Below are 19,237 nucleotides of genomic sequence, written 5' to 3' on the forward strand. Positions count from 1 at the left end.
CGATAAGGTATTTATTGTTTACTTTTGTGGTAATTTCTTATCCATAACAACGTTAAACACAGACTTTGAGTACATTAATTGCAGCCGAAAACTTAGGCCATGCCTATCATGATGAATGGTTATTTAAAAACCTGACACTGGGAATCCAGACTGGTCAGCGGGTAGCCCTTGTGGGTATAAATGGAGCCGGCAAAAGCACACTTCTAAAACTTCTTGCTGAACGGTTCTCGCCTCTTGAGGGTAAAATTGTCAAGAATAAACTAATAAAAATTGGTTTCCTGGATCAGGAACCCACCTTCACGGAGGGCTACTCTATTAGTGACTTTATATTTTCTTTAGAGAATAAACAGCAACAGCTGATTAAAGAGTACGAAGAGCTGATTGAGGACCCTAATCCGGATGAGAAAAAGCTCAATCGACTATATGAGGAGCTGAGCGAGCATAATGCCTGGGAATATGAGCACGAGATCAAGACTATTTTAAGCAGGATGGGTATCACCCATCTTCAGCAGCAGATTTCAACACTATCCGGGGGACAGAAAAAGAGGCTTGCTTTGGCAAAGCTTTTAATAGAGGATCCGGACATTTACGTTTTGGATGAACCTACGAATCACCTGGATATTGATACAATAGAATGGCTGGAAAGCTTACTTACTTCTGGCAACAAAACTATTCTATTAGTGACCCATGATCGTTATTTCCTCGACAATGTATGCAATACTATCGTTGAACTAGACAGGGGAAAGATGTACAACTATAACGGTAAGTACGCTTATTTCCTGGAAAAGAAATTTGAGCGTGAGGCTGCTGATGAAAGTACCTTTCAGAAGAATAAAAATCTGCTTAAGAAAGAGTTAGAGTGGATGCGGAGAATGCCTCAGGCACGTGGAACAAAGTCACAATCAAGGATCAACGCTTATTATGATCTGGACGAGAAAACAAAACAACGCTCTGACAATCAAACAATTAACTTGAATATGAAGATGGCACGCCAGGGTGGTAAGATTCTGGAGTTAGATCATATCGGGCAAACCTTTGGCGAAAAGAACATCATTAGCGACTTCACTTATACGTTCAAAAGAGCTGACCGAATTGGACTTGCAGGTAAAAATGGAACGGGTAAGTCAACCTTGTTAAATATTATTACTGGGAATCTCACGCCTGAAAGAGGCAAAGTTGGAACAGGAGAAACCACGGTTTATGGTTACTATAAACAAGGAGGTTTGGCCTTCAATGAGAAAGAACGTGTTATTGATATCGTGAAGTCAGATGCTGAATACATTAAGATGGCGGATGGGTCAATGATTACTGCATCTCAATTGTTGACGCTGTTTCTTTTCCCTCCTAAGAAGCAGCATGGCATGGTGGAGAAGTTGAGTGGTGGAGAGAAAAAGAGGTTGCATCTGATGAAGGTACTTATGCAAAACCCTAATTTCTTAATTTTGGATGAGCCTACGAATGACCTTGATATTGATACGTTAAACGTATTGGAAGAGTTCCTTGAAAACTTCCCTGGTGTGTTGATTCTGGTATCCCATGATCGTTACTTACTAGATAAGATGAGTGAACAGTTATTTATCATGGAAGGTGATGGTATTGTAACTATTTATAATGGTAATTACTCTGAGCATAGAAATAGTTTAGAAGCTGCAAAAGAGAAAACACCGGCTAAAGAAGTTAAGACTGTCGAGAAAGAAAAGACCTCATCAAAAAAACTATCTTATAAGGAGCAGAAAGAATTAGAAGAGGCAGAAGCAAAAATCCAGCAGTTAGAGCATGAAATTGCGGATTTAAACAAATCGTTATTTGCGTTAGATAGCGATCAATACCAAAAAATACAGGAAGTAAATGATGCTAGTCAAGCACTGCAAAGCCATTTAGACGATGTAACCGCTCGGTGGTTAGAGCTGTCTGAATTGGCGTCTTAATTATGATGTTCCACGTGAAACGCTTGTAGCGTGTTCCACGTGGAACATAAACAAACAATACTATGTTTAAACAATACGATGTGATAGTAGTAGGTGCAGGACATGCCGGATGTGAAGCTGCAGCAGCGGCAGCAAATTTAGGCTCGTCAGTCCTCCTTATCACTATGAATATGGAAACAATTGCTCAAATGAGTTGCAATCCTGCCATGGGCGGGGTAGCAAAAGGGCAAATTGTAAGAGAAATAGATGCAATGGGTGGCTATTCCGGCATAATCTCGGATAAGACTACGCTTCAATTTAGAATGCTAAACCTATCAAAGGGACCCGCCATGTGGAGCCCGAGGTCTCAGAATGACAGGAAACGTTTTGCCGAAGAATGGAGACTCGCTTTAGAAAGAACTCCAAACGTGGACTTCTGGCAAGATATGGTTAGCAGCTTAATCATCAAAGGCAATACTGTAGTTGGGGTGAAAACCTCTTTAGGTGTCGAAATTCAAGCCAAATCGGTCGTACTTACGAACGGAACTTTTTTAAATGGTCTCATACATATTGGAGAAAAGAAATTCGGCGGAGGACGTACTGGTGAAAAAGCGGCTACTGGAATTACGGAGCAACTCACGTCAATAGGTTTTGAAGCCGGAAGGATGAAAACAGGAACACCTCCAAGAGTAGATGGCAGATCTTTAAATTACTCTTTGATGGAAGAGCAATGGGGAGATGAAAATCCCGGCAGATTTTCCTATACCGATGTAAAGATTCCAACAGAGCAACGATGCTGCTGGATTACATATACCAACTCTGATGTACATGAAACATTAAAAGAAGGCTTTGAGAAATCTCCTATGTTCACTGGTAGAATAAAAGGGTTAGGCCCCAGATATTGTCCTTCCATTGAAGATAAGATCAATCGTTTTGCTGAACGTGAACGCCACCAAATATTTGTCGAACCAGAGGGGTTGAATACCTGTGAAATTTATGTAAATGGTTTCTCTACTTCCCTGCCTGAGGATGTACAATACAGAGCACTAATTCAAATCCCAGGATTTGAGAATGCAAAAATGTTCAGACCCGGGTATGCTATTGAATATGATTACTTCCCTCCTACCCAACTTGGATTGACACTGGAGACCAAGTTAATTGCTAATCTCTATTTCGCGGGTCAGATTAACGGAACAACAGGATATGAAGAAGCAGCAAGCCAGGGCTTTATTGCAGGGATAAATGCACATCAAAAAGTGCATGATAAAGGAGAATTGATTATGAAGCGCTCTGAATCCTACATCGGCGTATTAATTGATGACTTAGTAACTAAGGGAACTGAAGAACCTTATCGCATGTTTACTTCCAGAGCGGAGCACCGTTTACTGCTTAGACAAGATAATGCAGATATCCGCCTCTCTCCTATTGGCCATAAGCTTGGACTAATCAGCGACGCCCGTTTGGAAAAAGTTAACGCGAAAATATCCAATTCAGATTCCATCGTTGATTTCAGTAGAAAGCAAGGAATCGAAATGGGTACAGCGAATGCACTGCTTGAATCGTTAGGTACAAGTCCGCTGAATCAGAATGTCAAAATAGTAAGTTTATTAGGACGGCCTCAAGTTGGGATCAACGATATAAGAACGGTTAGTGCCCCCTTCGATAGTTTTCTAGCAACCTTCGATCAGGAAACAATTGAGCAGGCAGAGATAAAGATTAAGTATGAAAGCTATTTTGAGAAAGAGCAGGAGATTGTGAACAAAATGCAAAAGATGGAAGACAAAGACATCAATCCGGATTTTGATTATGGTCAGTTGATTTCTTTATCCAAAGAAGCGAGAGAGAAACTGCTAAAGATCAAGCCCCGAACATTAGGTCAAGCTTCACGAATATCTGGTGTTTCACCATCAGATATATCAGTTCTGATGGTACATATCACGAAATAGTACTTAAGTCGCTAATAATTAACGAGTTACATTTGTATTAGCTGTTTTTAAAAACGGCCTAATATAAGCGCCTCTAAGCGCATAAAAATTTTATTTAATTAGTTATACTAAAAACGATATTAAGCTCAATAAAACGCATCTAAATGAATAAAAAAGAGATTAAGCGTAGTTCAAGCTACGTAGCACTCCTTACCGTCTTAATTTTAATGATTTACGGATGTGCAAGCATACAAACTCCTCAGGGCGGACCAAGAGATGATAAGGCTCCTGAAATAGTTAGTATGCTTCCGAAAAATCTGACAACGAATTTTAATTCTAAAAAAATTCTAATCGAGTTCGATGAGTATTTTAAAATTGAGAATGAGGTAAAAGAGTTTAGCATCTCTCCTGAACTTAAGGTAGCCCCTACCCTCAAAGTTAAACAAAGAAGATTAGAAATCACCTTTACAGACACGCTTGAGAAAAACACCACTTATACATTAAATTTTGGAAAGGCTATCGCTGATATTAACGAAGGTAATGCCATTAAAAACCTAACCTACGTTTTTTCAACCGGCCCGGTTCTGGATTCTCTCAGCATCCGCGGAAGAGTAACCAATACAAAGACGGGTAAACCCGAATTAGATGCAGTAGCTTTCATCTTACCTCTTAACAGAGATACTTTATTTGGAAAAGGCAGGCCATCAATTTATACCCGTACAGATAGTAATGGTAACTATCAGTTGAACAACCTGAGAAAAGATACTTACAGAATATATGCTTTAAAGGAAACCAATGGAGACAAGATATATCAGCAGCCTACGGATGAAATTGGTTTCATAAAAGACTCTGTCGTTTTAACGAATAATATTGACAGTGCAAATATTAAGCTCTTCAAGGAAGACGCCTTGGTATTTCGTATCCTGGAGAGAAAGTTAGAAAAAGACGGCTCAATATCTTTCACTTTTAATCAGAAACTTAAAAAGCCGGAAGTAGTTGTGTTAGATCCTCCAGCGTTAGATGTAAGCAAAAGACTTAAGTTCAGTAAATATCATGATTCTTTAAAATTATGGTTAACGGATCTAAGCTTTGACTCGACAAAGATCAGCATTAGAGACGATGGAAAATTATTACAAACAACTACAATTACCCGTGGTAAAAAGGAGACTTACACGCGTGTACTTACTGCCGCAGGAAACCTTGATGGCAGTACCTTAAATCCAAACCACCCGTTAAGACTCACATTTAATTTACCAGTAGATAGTGTAGATAGAACTAAGATCACATTATTAGAAGACTCTGTGGCCGTTTCTAACTTCAGCATTACTAAAGACAGTCTTGATTTCTTAACTTATATCGTGCGCTATCCCTGGAAAGCAAAAAGACCTTATGATATAAAATATGGAGCCGGAGCTTTTACGGCCATTTTTAACGCTAAAAATAAGGAGTTCACTCAAACCTTTACTTTAGGAAGTAGAGATGATTACGGGACATTAATTGCAAAGATTGTAGTCCCGGAGAAGAATAAAAGTTACATTCTTGACATTTTAAATGAAAGTAGCGCCGTAATCAACACCAGTGTTTTAACGCAGGATACGACGATCACTTTCCAAAACTACAGGGCTGGAAAATATTTTTTACGCATCACTTATGATAACAACAAGAATGGCATTTGGGATACAGGGAACGTATTTAAAAGGGTGCAACCCGAACGCATTTGGAATGAACCAGTCGAAATGTCCATTCGAGCCAACTGGGACCGGAACGTAACAGTTACTATTCCAAAAGAATAATAAGGCTATTTAAACCAGTCGGCGTACATGATATAATTGTCTGGTAGTTTATTTAATAAAACCCGTTGCTCCTCAGTGATGGGTTTTATTTTTTTCGCTGGTGTACCTGCATAGAGAAAACCACTTTCACAAATCGTGTTCTCTAATACCACCGAACCGGCAGCAATTATAGTGTATTCTTCTATAATTGCATGGTCCATTACAATTGCGCCCATACCAATAAGAACATGATTTTTTACGGTACATCCATGGACGATTGCATTGTGGCCGACCGACACCCGATCGCCAATAACCGTAGCTGCCTTTAGGTAAGTCGCATGGATGACAGCACCGTCCTGAATGTTGGTATCATCACCAATGGTAATGTCATTCACATCGCCACGAATCACAGCATTAAACCAGACAGAGCAGTTATTTCCCATTGTGACCGTTCCAACGATCGTTGCATTTGGGGCGATAAAACAGTTATCTCCCCATCGTGGGTGAACACCTTTAACCGGTAGTATTATAGCCATATTAAAAAACGGTATCTTGTAAATTATGTTGATGAACAGGATAGTCGGTAGTATAATGTAATCCCCTACTCTCCTTTCTTGCCATTGCGGATTTAATGACCATAAAGGCAACTTGAATGATATTTCTAAGCTCACACAGCTTCACAGAAACTTTATTCATTTTATAAAATTCTTCTGTTTCCTGGTGCAATAGATAAAGTCTTCGCATTGCACGCTCTAATCTAAAGTCTGACCTGACAATACCAACATAATCACTCATTAATTTTTGTGTTTCACGAAGGTTGTGTGTCACGAGGATATCTTCATTAGACTGAGTCACCCCATGTGCATCCCATTCCGGAATATTATCTGGAATTACATTATTTTTAAATGCCTGTATGGCATCCAGATAAATGCGATGAGCGAATACAGGTGCTTCCAGCAGTGAATTAGAAGCTAGTCTGTTCGCTCCATGTAATCCTGTAGAAGAGCACTCCCCACAGGCATACAAATTATTAATAGAAGACCTGCCATGTTCATCTACGAGAATACCACCACACATATAATGTGCAGCGGGTGTAACAGGTATCAGATCTTTAGTCATATCAATACCAATAGACAGACACTTGGCATATATATTAGGAAAATGACTCAAAATGTCAGCCTTTTTCCTATTTCGTATATCAAGATATACGAAGTCTTCACCTGACTTTTTCATCTCAGAATCGATTGCCCGGGCGACGATATCCCTTGGAGCCAGAGAACCACGCTTGTCATATTCATACATGAATTCTTCACCATTTTTCCTACGTAATACCCCGCCAAAACCTCTTACTGCTTCTGAAATTAAGAACGCCGGATACTCACCAGGGTGATATAAGGCCGTTGGATGGAACTGAATAAACTCCATATTCCTCAGTTTACCTTTAGCCCGGTAGACCATTGCCATTCCGTCTCCCGTAGCAATAACAGGATTAGTTGTGCTGGAATAAACATGTCCGGCGCCTCCTGATGCAAGGATAGTCACATTTGCTAATATCTTTTCCACATCGTTAAGCTCTGTATTAAAGGCATATACACCATAACAGTTGATGTCAGCTGTACTCTTATCAACATGTAACCCAAGATGATGTTGAGTGATTAACTCCAAACAGAAGTAATGTGTTAATATCTCGATGTTGTTATTCTCGTGGATCTGCTTGAGGAGTACGCTTTCAATTTCATAACCTGTTACATCCTTATAATGTAAGACGCGGTTCTCTGAGTGGCCTCCTTCCTTAGCTAAATCGTATACACCGGTTTGGTTTTTATCAAAGTTTATCCCGTAGTCAATAATCTCCTGAATGCGTTGTGGACCTTCACGAACCACTATTTCGACTATCTTTTCATCGCATAGACCATCTCCGGCGACAAGTGTATCTTGAATATGTTTTTCAAATGAATCGTCTTTATCAACAACAACCGCAACACCACCCTGGGCATATTTAGTGTTGGATTCATCCTCATTTGACTTTGTAACGATTAGAACTTTACCATGCTGTGCCGCCTTTAATGCAAAGCTTAAACCTGCAATACCGGACCCTATGACCAAAAAATCAACTTTTCTCATTAATTATCAATAATAGCGACAGAATGTTAACAACTCTTAATAAGTGTTAACTTAATGTCTAAATAAATAGAGTAATTATTTCACAATGTTTAAAGCTACTCTAAAATGATAATCGAGCACAATATTTTAACTTATTTTTAAGCAACTTTGTATACGTTGTTAACGTTTTACACACCTGTTAACAATAAACAAATGTCTATTGATAAGTTTATAGATTAATTAATATCTGGTTGTAAATCAGTTGAAGTCTTCATTTAAAAATCAATTAATATGTGGATAAATGACTAGTAACTCAGATTCTACCATTAAAAAACAATACTTACAAACATTACCAACACACTAATAAACAATAGAAATCTATTTATATTAAATAATTATAAATTATTGATCTGTTGAAAGCGCTTACCTTTACAAAACCTCAACAGGGAAGAAAAGAAACATGAAACCGATGGAACTGGATACTTTAGAAGAATTAAGCAGGAAAGGATTTATAGATGAAAAAATAGATCCAAGGCTTGACTTGTTTGAGGAGATTGAGAGGTTAAAAAAAGAGAAAAATGCAATTATCCTAGCACACTACTATCAAGAACCTGATATACAAGATATTGCAGATTATATTGGCGACAGTTTGGGGCTTTCTCAGGAAGCAGCAAAAACCGAAGCAGACATTATTGTTTTCGCCGGCGTGCATTTTATGGCGGAAACCGCTAAGATTTTGTCTCCTGGTAAGAAAGTATTGCTCCCTGATGTTAAAGCCGGTTGTTCACTAGCTGATAGTTGTCCACCGCACTTATTTAAAAAGTTCAAAGAGAAATATCCGGATCATGTTGTGATCACTTACGTGAATTGCACCGCTGAATTGAAAGCAATGAGTGACATTGTATGCACCTCAACAAACGCTGTCCAAATTGTAGAGAGCTTACCGAAAGACCAGAAGATAATTTTTGGTCCTGATAAGAATCTGGGTGCCTGGGTTTCCAAGAAAACCGGTCGCGATATGGTCTTGTGGAATGGCGCCTGTATGGTTCATGAAATCTTTTCAAGAGAGAAGATCACTAAGCTTAAAGAGCGCCACCCGGCCGCTAAGTTTATCGCACATCCCGAATGTGAGGAAGCGGTATTGCAAATGGCAGATTATATCGGATCTACTACGGGATTGTTAAAATACACATTGAATAGTGAAGCCAGAGAATTCATTGTGGCAACTGAAAGTGGAATTATTCACCAAATGGAAAAGGCTAACCCAGGTAAGACCTTCATTCCGGCCCCACCGAATAACAATTGTGCTTGTAATGATTGTCCGTACATGAAAAGAAATACACTGGAGAAATTGTATTTATGTTTAAAAAATGAAACGCCAGAAGTGACGGTACCGGCTCACATCATTGCGGATGCTAGAAAGCCGATTGAAAGAATGTTAGAAATATCAGCACGGTTAGGGCTGTAGATGATTGGAATTTAAGAATAGGAAAAAGTAAAATGTTTGAGAATAAAGAACGTACGGATATAGCAGAACTGGGTGAATTTGGCTTAATTAAACACCTGACAGACAACTTTAAAATTAGACATGAAAGTAGTATAAAAGGTATTGGTGATGATGCTGCAGTTTTGAATTTTGGAGACAAAGAAGTTCTGATATCGACAGATTTATTGCTTGAGGGAATTCATTTTGATCTTGCCTACGTACCATTGATGCATTTGGGTTATAAAGCCGTACAAGTCAATCTAAGCGATATTTACGCCATGAATGGAATTGCTACTCAGATTACCGTTTCTATTGGGCTGTCGAGCAAATTTCCTTTAGAAGCTGTTGAAGAAATTTATAAGGGAATAGAGCTGGCTTGCAACAAATTCAATATTGACCTGATTGGAGGTGATACTTCGTCCAGCAAACAGGGTCTGATCATAAGCGTTACGAGTATTGGATATGCTGATAAGAAAGATGTTACTTACAGAGATGGAGCTGAAGAAGGTGATCTACTTTGTGTTTCAGGTGATCTGGGAGGTGCATATGTTGGTTTGCAAATATTGGAACGGGAGAAGCTGGTCTACTTAGAAAATCCTGAGATCCAACCTGATCTTGAAGGTAAAGATTACATTATAGAAAGGCAGTTGAAGCCTGAAGGCCGAAGAGATATTGTAGATCTTTTGGCACAAATGGATATTAAACCTACCTCTATGATTGATGTATCTGATGGTCTGGCTTCTGAAATACTGCACATCTGTCAGAAATCTGATAAAGGATGTAATCTTTATGAAGAGAAAATACCGATTGACCCGGTGACTTACGAAACGGCGAGGGAACTTGGCCTGGATCCAACCGTATGTGCTTTAAGTGGTGGGGAAGACTATGAGTTGTTATTTACCATTAAACAGTCTGATTATCCAAAACTAAAGAATGATGTCGATATAAGTGTGATTGGTCACATTACAGATAAGAATTCGGGATGTAAAATGATCTCCAAATCTAATGTTGTACATACCATTACGGCACAAGGGTGGACTGCCTTTAAAGGATAAGTTATTCAATCTCCGTATTAAGGTCTAGAAACCTGGTATCAATTTGTTTCGTGGTCTTAGCCCCAAGTTTACGGATTTTTTCTGAGGTACTGGATAGGTTTCCGGCACCTGAACTCAGTTTATTTAATGCTTTATCATACGCATCCTGACTTTGTCTGATGTTTTTTCCGATGGATTCCATATCATTAAGGAATCCGACAAACTTGTCGTACATGCTTCCACTTAGACGTGCTATCTCCAGCACATTTCTATTTTGTCGCTCTTGTTTCCAAATACTGGCAATCGTTCTAAGTGTTGCTAATAATGTTGAGGGGCTTACAATTACGATCTTTCTGTCCCATGCAAAGTTAAACAGATCTGCATCCTGCTGAATTGCTATTCCAAAGGAAGATTCTATTGGCATGAATAGCAGTACGAAATCAGGAGAATTTATTTGATAAAGCTCATGGTAGTTCTTACCGGATAATCCCTGTATGTGTGTTTTTACTGATAGAATATGCTGTTTCAAGTAAACTTCGCGTTCCTCCTCCGTTTCGGCAGAAGACAGTCGCTCATAGGCGACAAGCGATACTTTGGCATCTATGATCACATGTTTTTCATCAGGTAAGTCTATAATTACGTCGGGTTGCAGTCTATTACCTTCCTGATGGTTTAAAGAAGCCTGTAATCGATACTCTCTATCTTTTACTAAACCAGAGCGCTCTAAAACCCTTTCGAGAATCACTTCTCCCCAATTGCCCTGTTTCTTGCTGTCCCCTTTAAGTGCTCTCGTTAAGTTACCGGCTTCCTCGCTGATCAGTTTACTTTGATCCATGAGTTGCATGATCACACCTTTTAACACATTCCTTTCGTCGGACTCTGACTTATAAACCCGGTCGACTTTTTCTTCGAAAGCTTTTATATTTTCTTTTAGAGGGTTGATGATCAGATCCAAATTAACCCTGTTTTGAGCCGTAAATCTAGCTGATTTATCTTCAAGTACTTTGTTGGCGATGTTTTCAAACTCCAATTTAAATCTTTGTTGCAGTTCAGTGATGTAAGATTCCTGCTGTATGTGCTTTTCACGCTGTGCGATCAGTGTTTCTTCAGCTTTAATCACTTTCTCCCGCTCATTCATGTAGTTGAAGCGAAGATCATCCAGTTCTTCCTGAAGCTTTAATTTATCTGCCTTTAATGAATTGATGAATTTCAGCGTCATGAAGGATACTAAAATTACAATCAATACGGATATAACTATTACTTCCATTACTAATATTTTTAACAAAAGTGCTGAATATATTAGCCTGCTGCAAGTTTTAAATGAAAGTGCTACTGTAGTTAACTGAATTAACTTCCACGTATTTTGGAGTAATTTGAGTACAGTTAATACGTATCAATGACTTTGTTACACAGTAGACAGATGACGTATAAAGTAGAATAACTACGTACTCAGCCGATATTTAACTAAGTATTTATAAAATACCATAGAAAGATGGTTAAACATTATATCTTTCTATTAACAATATCAAAAGCGACAGGTAAACCGCACTTAGCGGTTTGTATGAATTGTAAATGAGGAATGCTTTTTGTTTTAAACCCTTTGAAGAACATACACTTATAATAATGGGAATCTATTTTATTTTATTGATCCCGGTTCTGATACTAAGCATGTTTGTGCAGTGGCGATTTAGAAGTAAATTTTCAAAATATGCAGAAATGCAGTTGAACTCGGGATTTTCAGGAAAAGAAGTTGCAGAAAAGATGCTGCACGATTACGGAATATTTGATGTGAAGGTCATGAGCACAGAAGGCCAGCTGTCTGATCATTATAATCCGGGAGAAAAGACAATCAACCTGAGTACGGACGTTTATTATGGGCGTAGCGTTGCAGCGGCAGCTGTTGCTGCTCATGAATGTGGGCATGCAGTGCAAGATACCAAGGCATATGGTTGGTTGAACCTAAGAACCAGTATGGTGCCTCTCGTTAGCCTCACTTCAAATCTGTTGCAATGGGTTTTAATAATTGGAGTATTTTTAATAGCATTCACCTTTAATCCATTTGTACTCACCATTGGAGTGGCTGGTCTTGCCATTATCACACTTTTTAGTATTATCACATTACCTGTGGAATTTGATGCAAGCAGACGCGCATTGATCTGGCTTAAAAACAACACAATGGTGTTATATACTAAAGAGGAACATGCACAGGCAAAGGATGCGCTTTGGTGGGCGGCTATGACTTATGTAGTATCAGCATTGGGGGCAATGACCAATCTTATCTACTATGTATCTATTCTATTCGGCAGAAGCCGTAATTAATTGAGTCGGTATGGAACAATCAATTCAAATTCAGGGATATTCACGGTAAACTCGGTTTCATCTGCCAGGCGGCTCATTAAATAATTTCCGCTCATGCTGCCAATTTCGGTAGATAACTGACAACCAGAAACATAGGAATAATCTTCTCCCGGCTGCATAACAGGCTGAACACCAACCACACCTTCACCTTCTACTTCCCTCTGAACTCCACAAGAGTCGAAGATGAACCACTGCCTTCTTTTCAACTGAACGGCATAATCGGACAGGTTTTCGATGCGGATGCGATAAGCGAACATGAAATGGTCATTTACTGGATTTGACTGTTCATCTTCGTAACTTGTTTCGACGGAAATCTTAACTCCTTGGGTTATAGCTGTAACCATAATTCTGAGTATTTATCTGCTATTTCGTCCAATATAGCATGAATTGTTTCAATATTATCTTCTTTTACCAATTGCATTCTATAATTTTTAAAATCAGGAATTCCCTTGAAGTAATTTGCGTAGTGACGTCTCATTTCAAATATACCAACACGAGGGCCCTTCCAGGCAATAGATTTTTCGAAATGGGTGCGGCAAACGGTTACTCTCTCTGTAATAGTTGGGCCAGGCAGTATCTCGCCGGTTTTAAAAAAATGCTTGATTTCTCTGAATATCCAGGGGTAGCCGATTGCCGCACGACCAATCATAATACCGTCTACTTCAAACTCCAATTTCCAATCAGCAGCTTTTTGAATGCTGTCAACATCGCCATTTCCAAATATTGGAATCTTTATTCGTGGATTCCTTTTAATTTCACGAATCAGCGTCCAGTCGGCCTGACCCTTATAGAGCTGGGCTCTGGTTCTTCCATGAATCGTGAGTGCTTGAATCCCTATGTCTTGCAATCGTTCTGCAACTTCCTCTACGTTTTTCGTTGTATCATCCCATCCCAAACGTGTCTTAACAGTAACCGGTAAATGTGTAGCCTTTACAACGGCCTCAGTCATTTTTACCATCTTATCTACGTCCTGAAGTAAGGCAGAGCCTGCTCCCCGGCAAGCAACCTGTTTAACCGGACAGCCATAATTGATGTCCATAAGATCAGGTCCGGCAGCAGTGGCGATTTCTGTAGCTTCCCGCATGTGATCAATTTCACTCCCAAATATTTGGATTCCAATTGGGCGCTCGTACTCAAAAATATCAAGCTTAGCTCTACTTTTAGCAGCATCCCTTATTAGTCCTTCAGAAGAAATAAATTCGGTATACATCATATCTACTCCGCTTTGTTTGCATACAAAGCGGAAAGGCGGATCACTTACATCCTCCATGGGAGCAAGTAACAATGGGAACTCACCAAGATCAATATTTCCTATCTTTACGGACATTTTTCTATCTTCAAACAAAAATTCACGCTACAAAGGTACGAACTTTACAAATAATGAATTTCATTCAAAAGCCACGAGAAGAAAATAGTCCATATCTCCAGTTACTTATGCTTGTTTTCTATGCATTCCTGGGATTGCTCATATGCATGATTTTGGCATTTATCGTACTTTTTATGATGTATGGAATGGAATTGATAAGCAATCCTGCCATACTTGTCGCACCTGATTTAAAGTATAGGCCCGCGTTACAGATCTTATTGTTTGCGCAGTCTGTTGGCTTGTTTGTGATACCTCCTATTCTCCTTGCCATCACAGAAGGGACAAAAGTTAATGTGTTTTATGGATTTAGGCGGCCAGAATTAAAACTGATATTGCTGGTTTTTCTGATAATGATTTTCAGTACGCCATTGATGGAATGGGTGACAATTGTTAATCAAGGGATGAAGTTGCCTGAAGCGTTGAAGGGATTAGAAGAATGGATGCGAAGAAGTGAGGATTCACTCCTAGAAACTACAATGTTGTTATTGAAAATGAGTAACGTTTGGGAATTTCTGCTCAATCTGTTTCTTATTGCATTAGTTGCTGCAGTATCTGAAGAGTTGATGTTTAGGGGCGCTTTGCAGCGGATTTTTGGTAGAATCTTTAATAGCCGACATGCCGCGATCTGGTTTTCTGCCTTTGTGTTTAGCGCAATACACATGCAATTTTATGGCTTTCTTCCAAGATTTTTGCTCGGAGCCGGGTTTGGTTACCTGTATCTTTGGAGCGGTAGCTTATGGTACAGCATTTTGGCTCATTTTTTAAACAATGCTTTTGCGGTTTGCCAGGCTTATTACCTACAAAAGCATCACCTTCCGCTCGACGTAGACAACGTGAGTTATTTTGCCTGGTACGGTTATGTTATTAGCTTCGCGCTTAGCATTATTGCTTTCCAGCTATTTAAAAAACAATCTGAATGAAAACTCGCGCGATCACCGCTTTCTTTTTTACCATTGTCATGCTTGGCTCCATATCTTTAGGAAGCTATGTATTCAGTGCATTTTATCTGATATTAAGTCTGGCAACTCTTTTGGAGTTTTTTAAGCTCATAAAAACTGCGGGTATCAGACCGCATAGAAATATTGCTATTCTCGCAGCCACCTTGATATTTTTGATGACAGCAGGCTATCATTATTTGCAGTTTGAAACAAAATATCTGTTATTATTGGTCCCTTTGATCTTTTCAGTATTTATTAGCGAGCTGTATAAGAAGGAGAAAATTCCCTTTGCTAACATTTCCTATACGTTTGTTGGGTTCATCTACGTGACCGTGCCTTTCTGTTTATTTTATTCGCTTGGCTTCATGATTAATTCTGAATATAATTTTCATATCCCACTCTCCTTCCTGCTGATGCTCTGGGCTAGTGATACAGGGGCATATCTATTTGGCAGTAAATTCGGTAAGACCAGGCTATTTGAAAGGCATTCCCCGAAAAAATCCTGGGAAGGCTTCTTTGGAGGAATGTTTACTTGTGTAGTGGTGTCGTATATTCTATCTCTGTTTTTTAAAGATATGAATCCTTTCTATTGGGCAGGAATGGCTGTATTAATAGTCTCCTTTGGTACTTTAGGAGACCTTGTAGAATCGATGCTTAAAAGGAGTTTAAATGCCAAGGATTCAGGCAGTATTTTACCTGGGCACGGAGGTTTTCTCGATCGATTTGATGGATTGCTGCTTGGAGCACCGGTAGTGTATGTTTACGTCTATCTGATTTTAAACTAGCAGGCTACCTTAAAGGCTTAAGAAGATACTCTAATCCATTAAGCTTGATCTCATATAGTGTAGCGATCATTTGCCCTAGCTTTCCAGGAGGAAAGCCTTCCTGATGGAACCAGACAAGATAGGTCTCCGGTAAATCGCACATAATGCGACCTTTATACTTCCCAAAAGGCATTCTTTGAGTAACGAGGTCTTTTAATATTTGAGGATTCATGGGGTTTATCTTACAACCATTTCTAACATTTCCACTGCTTCATCAACGGTTTTCAATCCTTCAAAGGCAATTCTAAGGCTGTCTTTAACCTCCTTCAGATTACATAGGCGAGGATGAATTTGGGCAAAATGTAATATTTTATTGAACATAGTGGAATCAAAAAATCGTGATTGCTTGTCTGCTATAAAGTAACCCCTTAAAGTTCCCTTCTTATAGCTTAGCTTTTCAAAACCAAGTTGTTTGGCTACCCACTGAAGGCGCAGTACATTTAACATGGTCTTGACTGGTTTTGGAACCGGACCAAAACGATCTGTAAGCGCACCTTCAAAGGCTTTTAGTTGGGGTTCATCTTCTATTTTAGAAAGCTCCGTATACAGGTTATATCGCTCTGTGATATTGGTTACATAATCATCCGGGATGTAAAGCTCCAGGTCGGTGTCTACTTGAGTAAATGTTACGAACGGCCGCTCTTTTTCATCTTTAAAAAGATCTTTGAATTCGTCCGACTTCAACTCCTGGATAGCCTCATCTAAGATTTTATGGTACATTTCGAATCCGATTTCGGCAATGAAACCACTTTGCTCTGCACCCAATAGATTTCCGCTTCCGCGGATGTCCAGGTCACGCATGGCAATATTGAAACCACTACCAAGGTCGGAAAACTCTTCTATTGCGCTCAATCGTTTTCTTGCTTCTGAGGTAAGTGTGGACAAAGGCGGGCTGAGAAGGTAACAGAATGCCTTTTTGTTTGACCTACCGACCCTACCGCGCATCTGGTGAAGATCGCTCAGTCCGAACATATGGGCATGATTGATTATAATTGTATTTGCGTTAGGGATGTCCAACCCGGCTTCGATAATCGTTGTGGCAACCAGAACATCTTTTTCTCCGTTAATAAAATTCAGCATCACATCTTCAAGCTGATCACCGTCCAGCTGGCCATGTGCGATACCGATCCGGGCTTTCGGAACCAATGTTTGAATCAATCCTCCAAGCTGAGGAAGGTCATTTACTCTATTGTGAATGAAAAAGACCTGGCCCCCGCGGTCCAGTTCGAATTGCACTGCTTCCTGAATTAATTTGTCATTAAACACATGCAGTTCTGTATTTACAGCCTGCCGGTTTGGCGGTGGCGTACTCATAATTGAAAGGTCCCTCGCTCCCATCAAAGAGAAATGCAAGGTACGTGGGATAGGTGTTGCGGTAAGGGTTAGGGTGTCGACATTGATCCTTAATGCTCTTAGTTTTTCTTTTGAGGTAACTCCAAACTTCTGTTCTTCGTCAATGATCATGATTCCTAGATCTTTGAATTTTACATCCTTACTCAGTAGACGATGTGTTCCGATGATGATGTCAACCTTGCCATCTGCCACTTTGGCCAATGTCTCTTTGATCTGTTTATTGGTTTTGAAACGATTGATGTAATCTACGGTGCATGGAAACTCCTTAAGACGGCTGGTAAACGTTTTAAAATGTTGAAGCGCAAGAATTGTTGTTGGTACCAGTATCGCGGCTTGTTTACCATTCGCTACCGCCTTAAACGCAGCGCGGATGGCGATTTCAGTCTTGCCAAAACCAACATCTCCACAAACCAGTCTATCCATTGGATGTGGCGCCTCCATATCTCTTTTAACGTCAGCAGTCGCCTTTACCTGGTCTGGGGTATCTACGTAAATGAAAGAGGCCTCCAGTTCGGTTTCCAGATAACCGTCAGGGTCGAAAGCTGTGCCCACCTGAGCCTTCCTTAAAGCGTATAGCTTTATGAGGTCTCTAGCAATGTCTTTAACTTTTTTTTTTGTAGTCTTTTTAAGCTTGTCCCAGGCTTCGGTACCTAGTTTGTTCATTTTAGGTGGAGTGCCATCCTTACCGCTATATTTAGCGATGCGGTTCAAGGAATTGATATTCACATACAATAGATCGTTATCAGCATACACCAATCTGATCATCTCTTGTGTTTTACCATTTACCTCTACTTTTTCCAGACCAGCGTACTTACCAATTCCGTGGTCGATATGTGTAACGAAATCGCCCGGCTTGAGGTCACGGAGTTCTTTTAGGGTTATCGACTGACTACGTTGGTACCCTCTTTTAAGCTTGTATTTATAAAATCTATCAAATATTTGATGGTCAGTATAAAAAGCAACACGTTGCTTTGGATCTAAAAACCCTTCCCGAAGTGGAATATTGATCGGTGTGAACTTCGCCGTTTTATCTATATCATCTAAGATGGCATACAGACGTTCTGTCTGCTTAGGAGAAGAACTAAAAATGAAATTATGGATATGTTCCTTTTCATTGTCTTTTAAATTATGAATAAGAAGGTTAAAGTCTTTATTGAATGAGGGTTGCGGTTTGGTTTCAAATTGGAGGACATGCTCGCTTTTATAAAAGAATTGCTTTCCAAATTCTACCAATACAAAATCCTGAAAGATATCTGCCATCATCTTCTCATCTGTAAAAGCAAATTTAGGATCAATCCAGTCCAGGTTTTCCTGTTTCTCTTTTGCCGGCAGGGCTTTCCAAAGTTCAGTTGCCTTTTTATAACCGGTTTTAACGATGTCCAGCGTAAACTCCACATCTTTAAACCATAATTGCGTATCCTTTTCAATATAGTCAAGAAGACTGATATTGCTTTCTGTTAAATATTTCGATTGAACGTTGGGGATAATTGTCAGTGTTTTTACATCCTCAACAGAGAGCTGGCTTTCTATTTCGAAGGTTCTGATACTTTCAACGATATCTCCGAAGAATTCGATCCGGTAGGGCAAATCATGGGAAAAAGAAAAGATATCCACGATGCCTCCTCTTATTGAGAACTGTCCTGGTTCGTAAACGAAGTCGGTTCGATTGAAGTCATAATCAATCAAAAATTCATTGATAAACTCGATGCCCAGCTTTGCATTAAGACCAATTTCTAGCGTATTCTTCTCTAAAACACTTCTATCGATTACTTTTTCTGCTAATGCTTCAGGATAAGAGACGACAATTTTTCCAAACTCTGAATGATGATTAAGTTCATTTAATACTTCCGCACGTGCTAAAACATTAGCGGTATCGACCTGTGTAAAGTCAAAGGCTTTTCTAAAAGAGGATGGAAATAACAGCACTTCTGTATCAATGATGCTCTCCAGATCAGAAAGGAAATAGGATGCTTCTTCCCGATCGGGCAAAATAAAAAGTATCGGTTTGTGAAGCAAGAAGTAAGAAGCTACAGCAACGGTCGCGTCGGAGGAACCAACAAGTCCCTTGAGTTGAACCTTTGTTCCTTTACCCCTATTCAGAGCTTTTGCCAATGCTACAATGCGCTCATCTGCCTTGTAATTGTTAATCAGGTCGCGGATATTCACAACAC

At 39.5% G+C, this 19,237-nt stretch carries 15 protein-coding genes; 8 read left to right on the plus strand and 7 right to left on the minus strand.

The features are described from left to right. Positions 1 to 65: 65 nt before the first annotated feature. From WKF66_RS01685 to WKF66_RS01695, 3 genes are all read left to right on the plus strand, one after another. Positions 66 to 1,928, plus strand: a complete 1,863-nt coding sequence (locus WKF66_RS01685; protein WP_489672667.1) for an ABC-F family ATP-binding cassette domain-containing protein — start codon at positions 66 to 68, stop codon at positions 1,926 to 1,928. A 62-nt stretch (positions 1,929 to 1,990) separates the two neighbouring features. Next, positions 1,991 to 3,853: a tRNA uridine-5-carboxymethylaminomethyl(34) synthesis enzyme MnmG gene (mnmG, locus tag WKF66_RS01690; RefSeq protein WP_489672668.1), complete on the plus strand. Its 1,863-nt coding sequence runs from the start codon at positions 1,991 to 1,993 to the stop codon at positions 3,851 to 3,853. Positions 3,854 to 3,996: 143 nt separating this feature from the next. Continuing rightward, positions 3,997 to 5,625 carry an Ig-like domain-containing protein gene (locus tag WKF66_RS01695; protein ID WP_489672669.1) on the plus strand — a complete coding sequence of 543 codons (1,629 nt, stop codon included), beginning with the start codon at positions 3,997 to 3,999 and terminating at the stop codon, positions 5,623 to 5,625. Positions 5,626 to 5,630: 5 nt separating this feature from the next. Here the strand turns inward: WKF66_RS01695 and WKF66_RS01700 are convergent, their stop codons facing one another. Together WKF66_RS01700 and nadB are read right to left on the minus strand one after the other, a co-directional pair. Then, positions 5,631 to 6,140 (minus strand): gamma carbonic anhydrase family protein, encoded by a 510-nt coding sequence (locus WKF66_RS01700; protein WP_489672670.1) that lies wholly within the window; start codon positions 6,138 to 6,140, stop codon positions 5,631 to 5,633. Between the two features lies 1 nt (position 6,141). Continuing rightward, positions 6,142 to 7,728 (minus strand): L-aspartate oxidase, encoded by a 1,587-nt coding sequence (nadB, locus tag WKF66_RS01705; RefSeq protein WP_489672671.1) that lies wholly within the window; start codon positions 7,726 to 7,728, stop codon positions 6,142 to 6,144. Between the two features lie 448 nt (positions 7,729 to 8,176). Between nadB and nadA the strand changes: the two genes are divergently transcribed. Both nadA and thiL read left to right on the plus strand, forming a co-directional pair. Beyond that, positions 8,177 to 9,175, plus strand: a complete 999-nt coding sequence (gene nadA / locus WKF66_RS01710) for a quinolinate synthase NadA (protein WP_489673326.1) — start codon at positions 8,177 to 8,179, stop codon at positions 9,173 to 9,175. Between the two features lie 32 nt (positions 9,176 to 9,207). Next, entirely contained in the window at positions 9,208 to 10,248 is a 1,041-nt protein-coding gene (gene thiL / locus WKF66_RS01715; protein WP_489672672.1) for a thiamine-phosphate kinase, read from the plus strand. A 1-nt stretch (position 10,249) separates the two neighbouring features. Here the strand turns inward: thiL and WKF66_RS01720 are convergent, their stop codons facing one another. Beyond that, positions 10,250 to 11,494, minus strand: coding sequence for a DNA recombination protein RmuC (locus tag WKF66_RS01720; protein WP_489672673.1), 1,245 nt, complete (start codon positions 11,492 to 11,494; stop codon positions 10,250 to 10,252). 356 nt (positions 11,495 to 11,850) lie between these two features. On the opposite strand from WKF66_RS01720, the gene WKF66_RS01725 reads away from it, so the two are divergent. Further along, positions 11,851 to 12,546, plus strand: a complete 696-nt coding sequence (locus tag WKF66_RS01725) for a zinc metallopeptidase (RefSeq protein ID WP_489672674.1) — start codon at positions 11,851 to 11,853, stop codon at positions 12,544 to 12,546. Here WKF66_RS01725 and apaG read toward each other — a convergent pair. Together apaG and dusB are read right to left on the minus strand one after the other, a co-directional pair. Continuing rightward, a complete protein-coding gene (gene apaG, locus WKF66_RS01730; protein ID WP_489672675.1) occupies positions 12,543 to 12,929 on the minus strand; it encodes a Co2+/Mg2+ efflux protein ApaG in 387 nt (128 codons plus the stop codon). The genes WKF66_RS01725 and apaG overlap by 4 nt on opposite strands. After that, entirely contained in the window at positions 12,914 to 13,912 is a 999-nt protein-coding gene (gene dusB / locus WKF66_RS01735; protein WP_489672676.1) for a tRNA dihydrouridine synthase DusB, read from the minus strand. The genes apaG and dusB overlap by 16 nt, the downstream gene beginning before the upstream one ends. Positions 13,913 to 13,965: 53 nt before the next feature. On the opposite strand from dusB, the gene WKF66_RS01740 reads away from it, so the two are divergent. Both WKF66_RS01740 and WKF66_RS01745 read left to right on the plus strand, forming a co-directional pair. After that, the gene (locus tag WKF66_RS01740) at positions 13,966 to 14,871 is read left to right on the plus strand and encodes a CPBP family intramembrane glutamic endopeptidase (protein WP_489672677.1); all 906 of its coding nucleotides are present in this window, start codon (positions 13,966 to 13,968) and stop codon (positions 14,869 to 14,871) included. Beyond that, positions 14,868 to 15,674: a phosphatidate cytidylyltransferase gene (locus WKF66_RS01745; protein WP_489672678.1), complete on the plus strand. Its 807-nt coding sequence runs from the start codon at positions 14,868 to 14,870 to the stop codon at positions 15,672 to 15,674. The genes WKF66_RS01740 and WKF66_RS01745 overlap by 4 nt, the downstream gene beginning before the upstream one ends. 4 nt (positions 15,675 to 15,678) lie before the next feature. On the opposite strand, the gene WKF66_RS01750 is transcribed toward WKF66_RS01745, so the two are convergent. Together WKF66_RS01750 and mfd are read right to left on the minus strand one after the other, a co-directional pair. Further along, entirely contained in the window at positions 15,679 to 15,885 is a 207-nt protein-coding gene (locus WKF66_RS01750; protein ID WP_489672679.1) for a DUF3820 family protein, read from the minus strand. A gap of 5 nt (positions 15,886 to 15,890) precedes the next feature. After that, a complete protein-coding gene (mfd, locus tag WKF66_RS01755) occupies positions 15,891 to 19,232 on the minus strand; it encodes a transcription-repair coupling factor (protein WP_489672680.1) in 3,342 nt (1,113 codons plus the stop codon). Between the last annotated feature and the right edge of the window lie 5 nt (positions 19,233 to 19,237).

Origin of the sequence: Pedobacter sp. (assembly GCF_037719805.1) — a bacterium.
In the GTDB taxonomy this organism is placed as follows: domain Bacteria; phylum Bacteroidota; class Bacteroidia; order Sphingobacteriales; family Sphingobacteriaceae; genus Pedobacter.

Coding starts and splice junctions, on each gene's coding strand:
- mnmG (WP_489672668.1), top strand. CDS start 1,991: ATGTTTAAACAATACGATGTGATAGTAGTAGGTGCAGGACATGCCGGA.
- WKF66_RS01695 (WP_489672669.1), top strand. CDS start 3,997: ATGAATAAAAAAGAGATTAAGCGTAGTTCAAGCTACGTAGCACTCCTT.
- WKF66_RS01700 (WP_489672670.1), bottom strand. CDS start 6,140: ATGGCTATAATACTACCGGTTAAAGGTGTTCACCCACGATGGGGAGAT.
- nadB (WP_489672671.1), bottom strand. CDS start 7,728: ATGAGAAAAGTTGATTTTTTGGTCATAGGGTCCGGTATTGCAGGTTTA.
- nadA (WP_489673326.1), top strand. CDS start 8,177: ATGGAACTGGATACTTTAGAAGAATTAAGCAGGAAAGGATTTATAGAT.
- thiL (WP_489672672.1), top strand. CDS start 9,208: ATGTTTGAGAATAAAGAACGTACGGATATAGCAGAACTGGGTGAATTT.
- WKF66_RS01720 (WP_489672673.1), bottom strand. CDS start 11,494: ATGGAAGTAATAGTTATATCCGTATTGATTGTAATTTTAGTATCCTTC.
- WKF66_RS01725 (WP_489672674.1), top strand. CDS start 11,851: ATGGGAATCTATTTTATTTTATTGATCCCGGTTCTGATACTAAGCATG.
- apaG (WP_489672675.1), bottom strand. CDS start 12,929: ATGGTTACAGCTATAACCCAAGGAGTTAAGATTTCCGTCGAAACAAGT.
- dusB (WP_489672676.1), bottom strand. CDS start 13,912: ATGTCCGTAAAGATAGGAAATATTGATCTTGGTGAGTTCCCATTGTTA.
- WKF66_RS01740 (WP_489672677.1), top strand. CDS start 13,966: ATGAATTTCATTCAAAAGCCACGAGAAGAAAATAGTCCATATCTCCAG.
- WKF66_RS01745 (WP_489672678.1), top strand. CDS start 14,868: ATGAAAACTCGCGCGATCACCGCTTTCTTTTTTACCATTGTCATGCTT.
- WKF66_RS01750 (WP_489672679.1), bottom strand. CDS start 15,885: ATGAATCCTCAAATATTAAAAGACCTCGTTACTCAAAGAATGCCTTTT.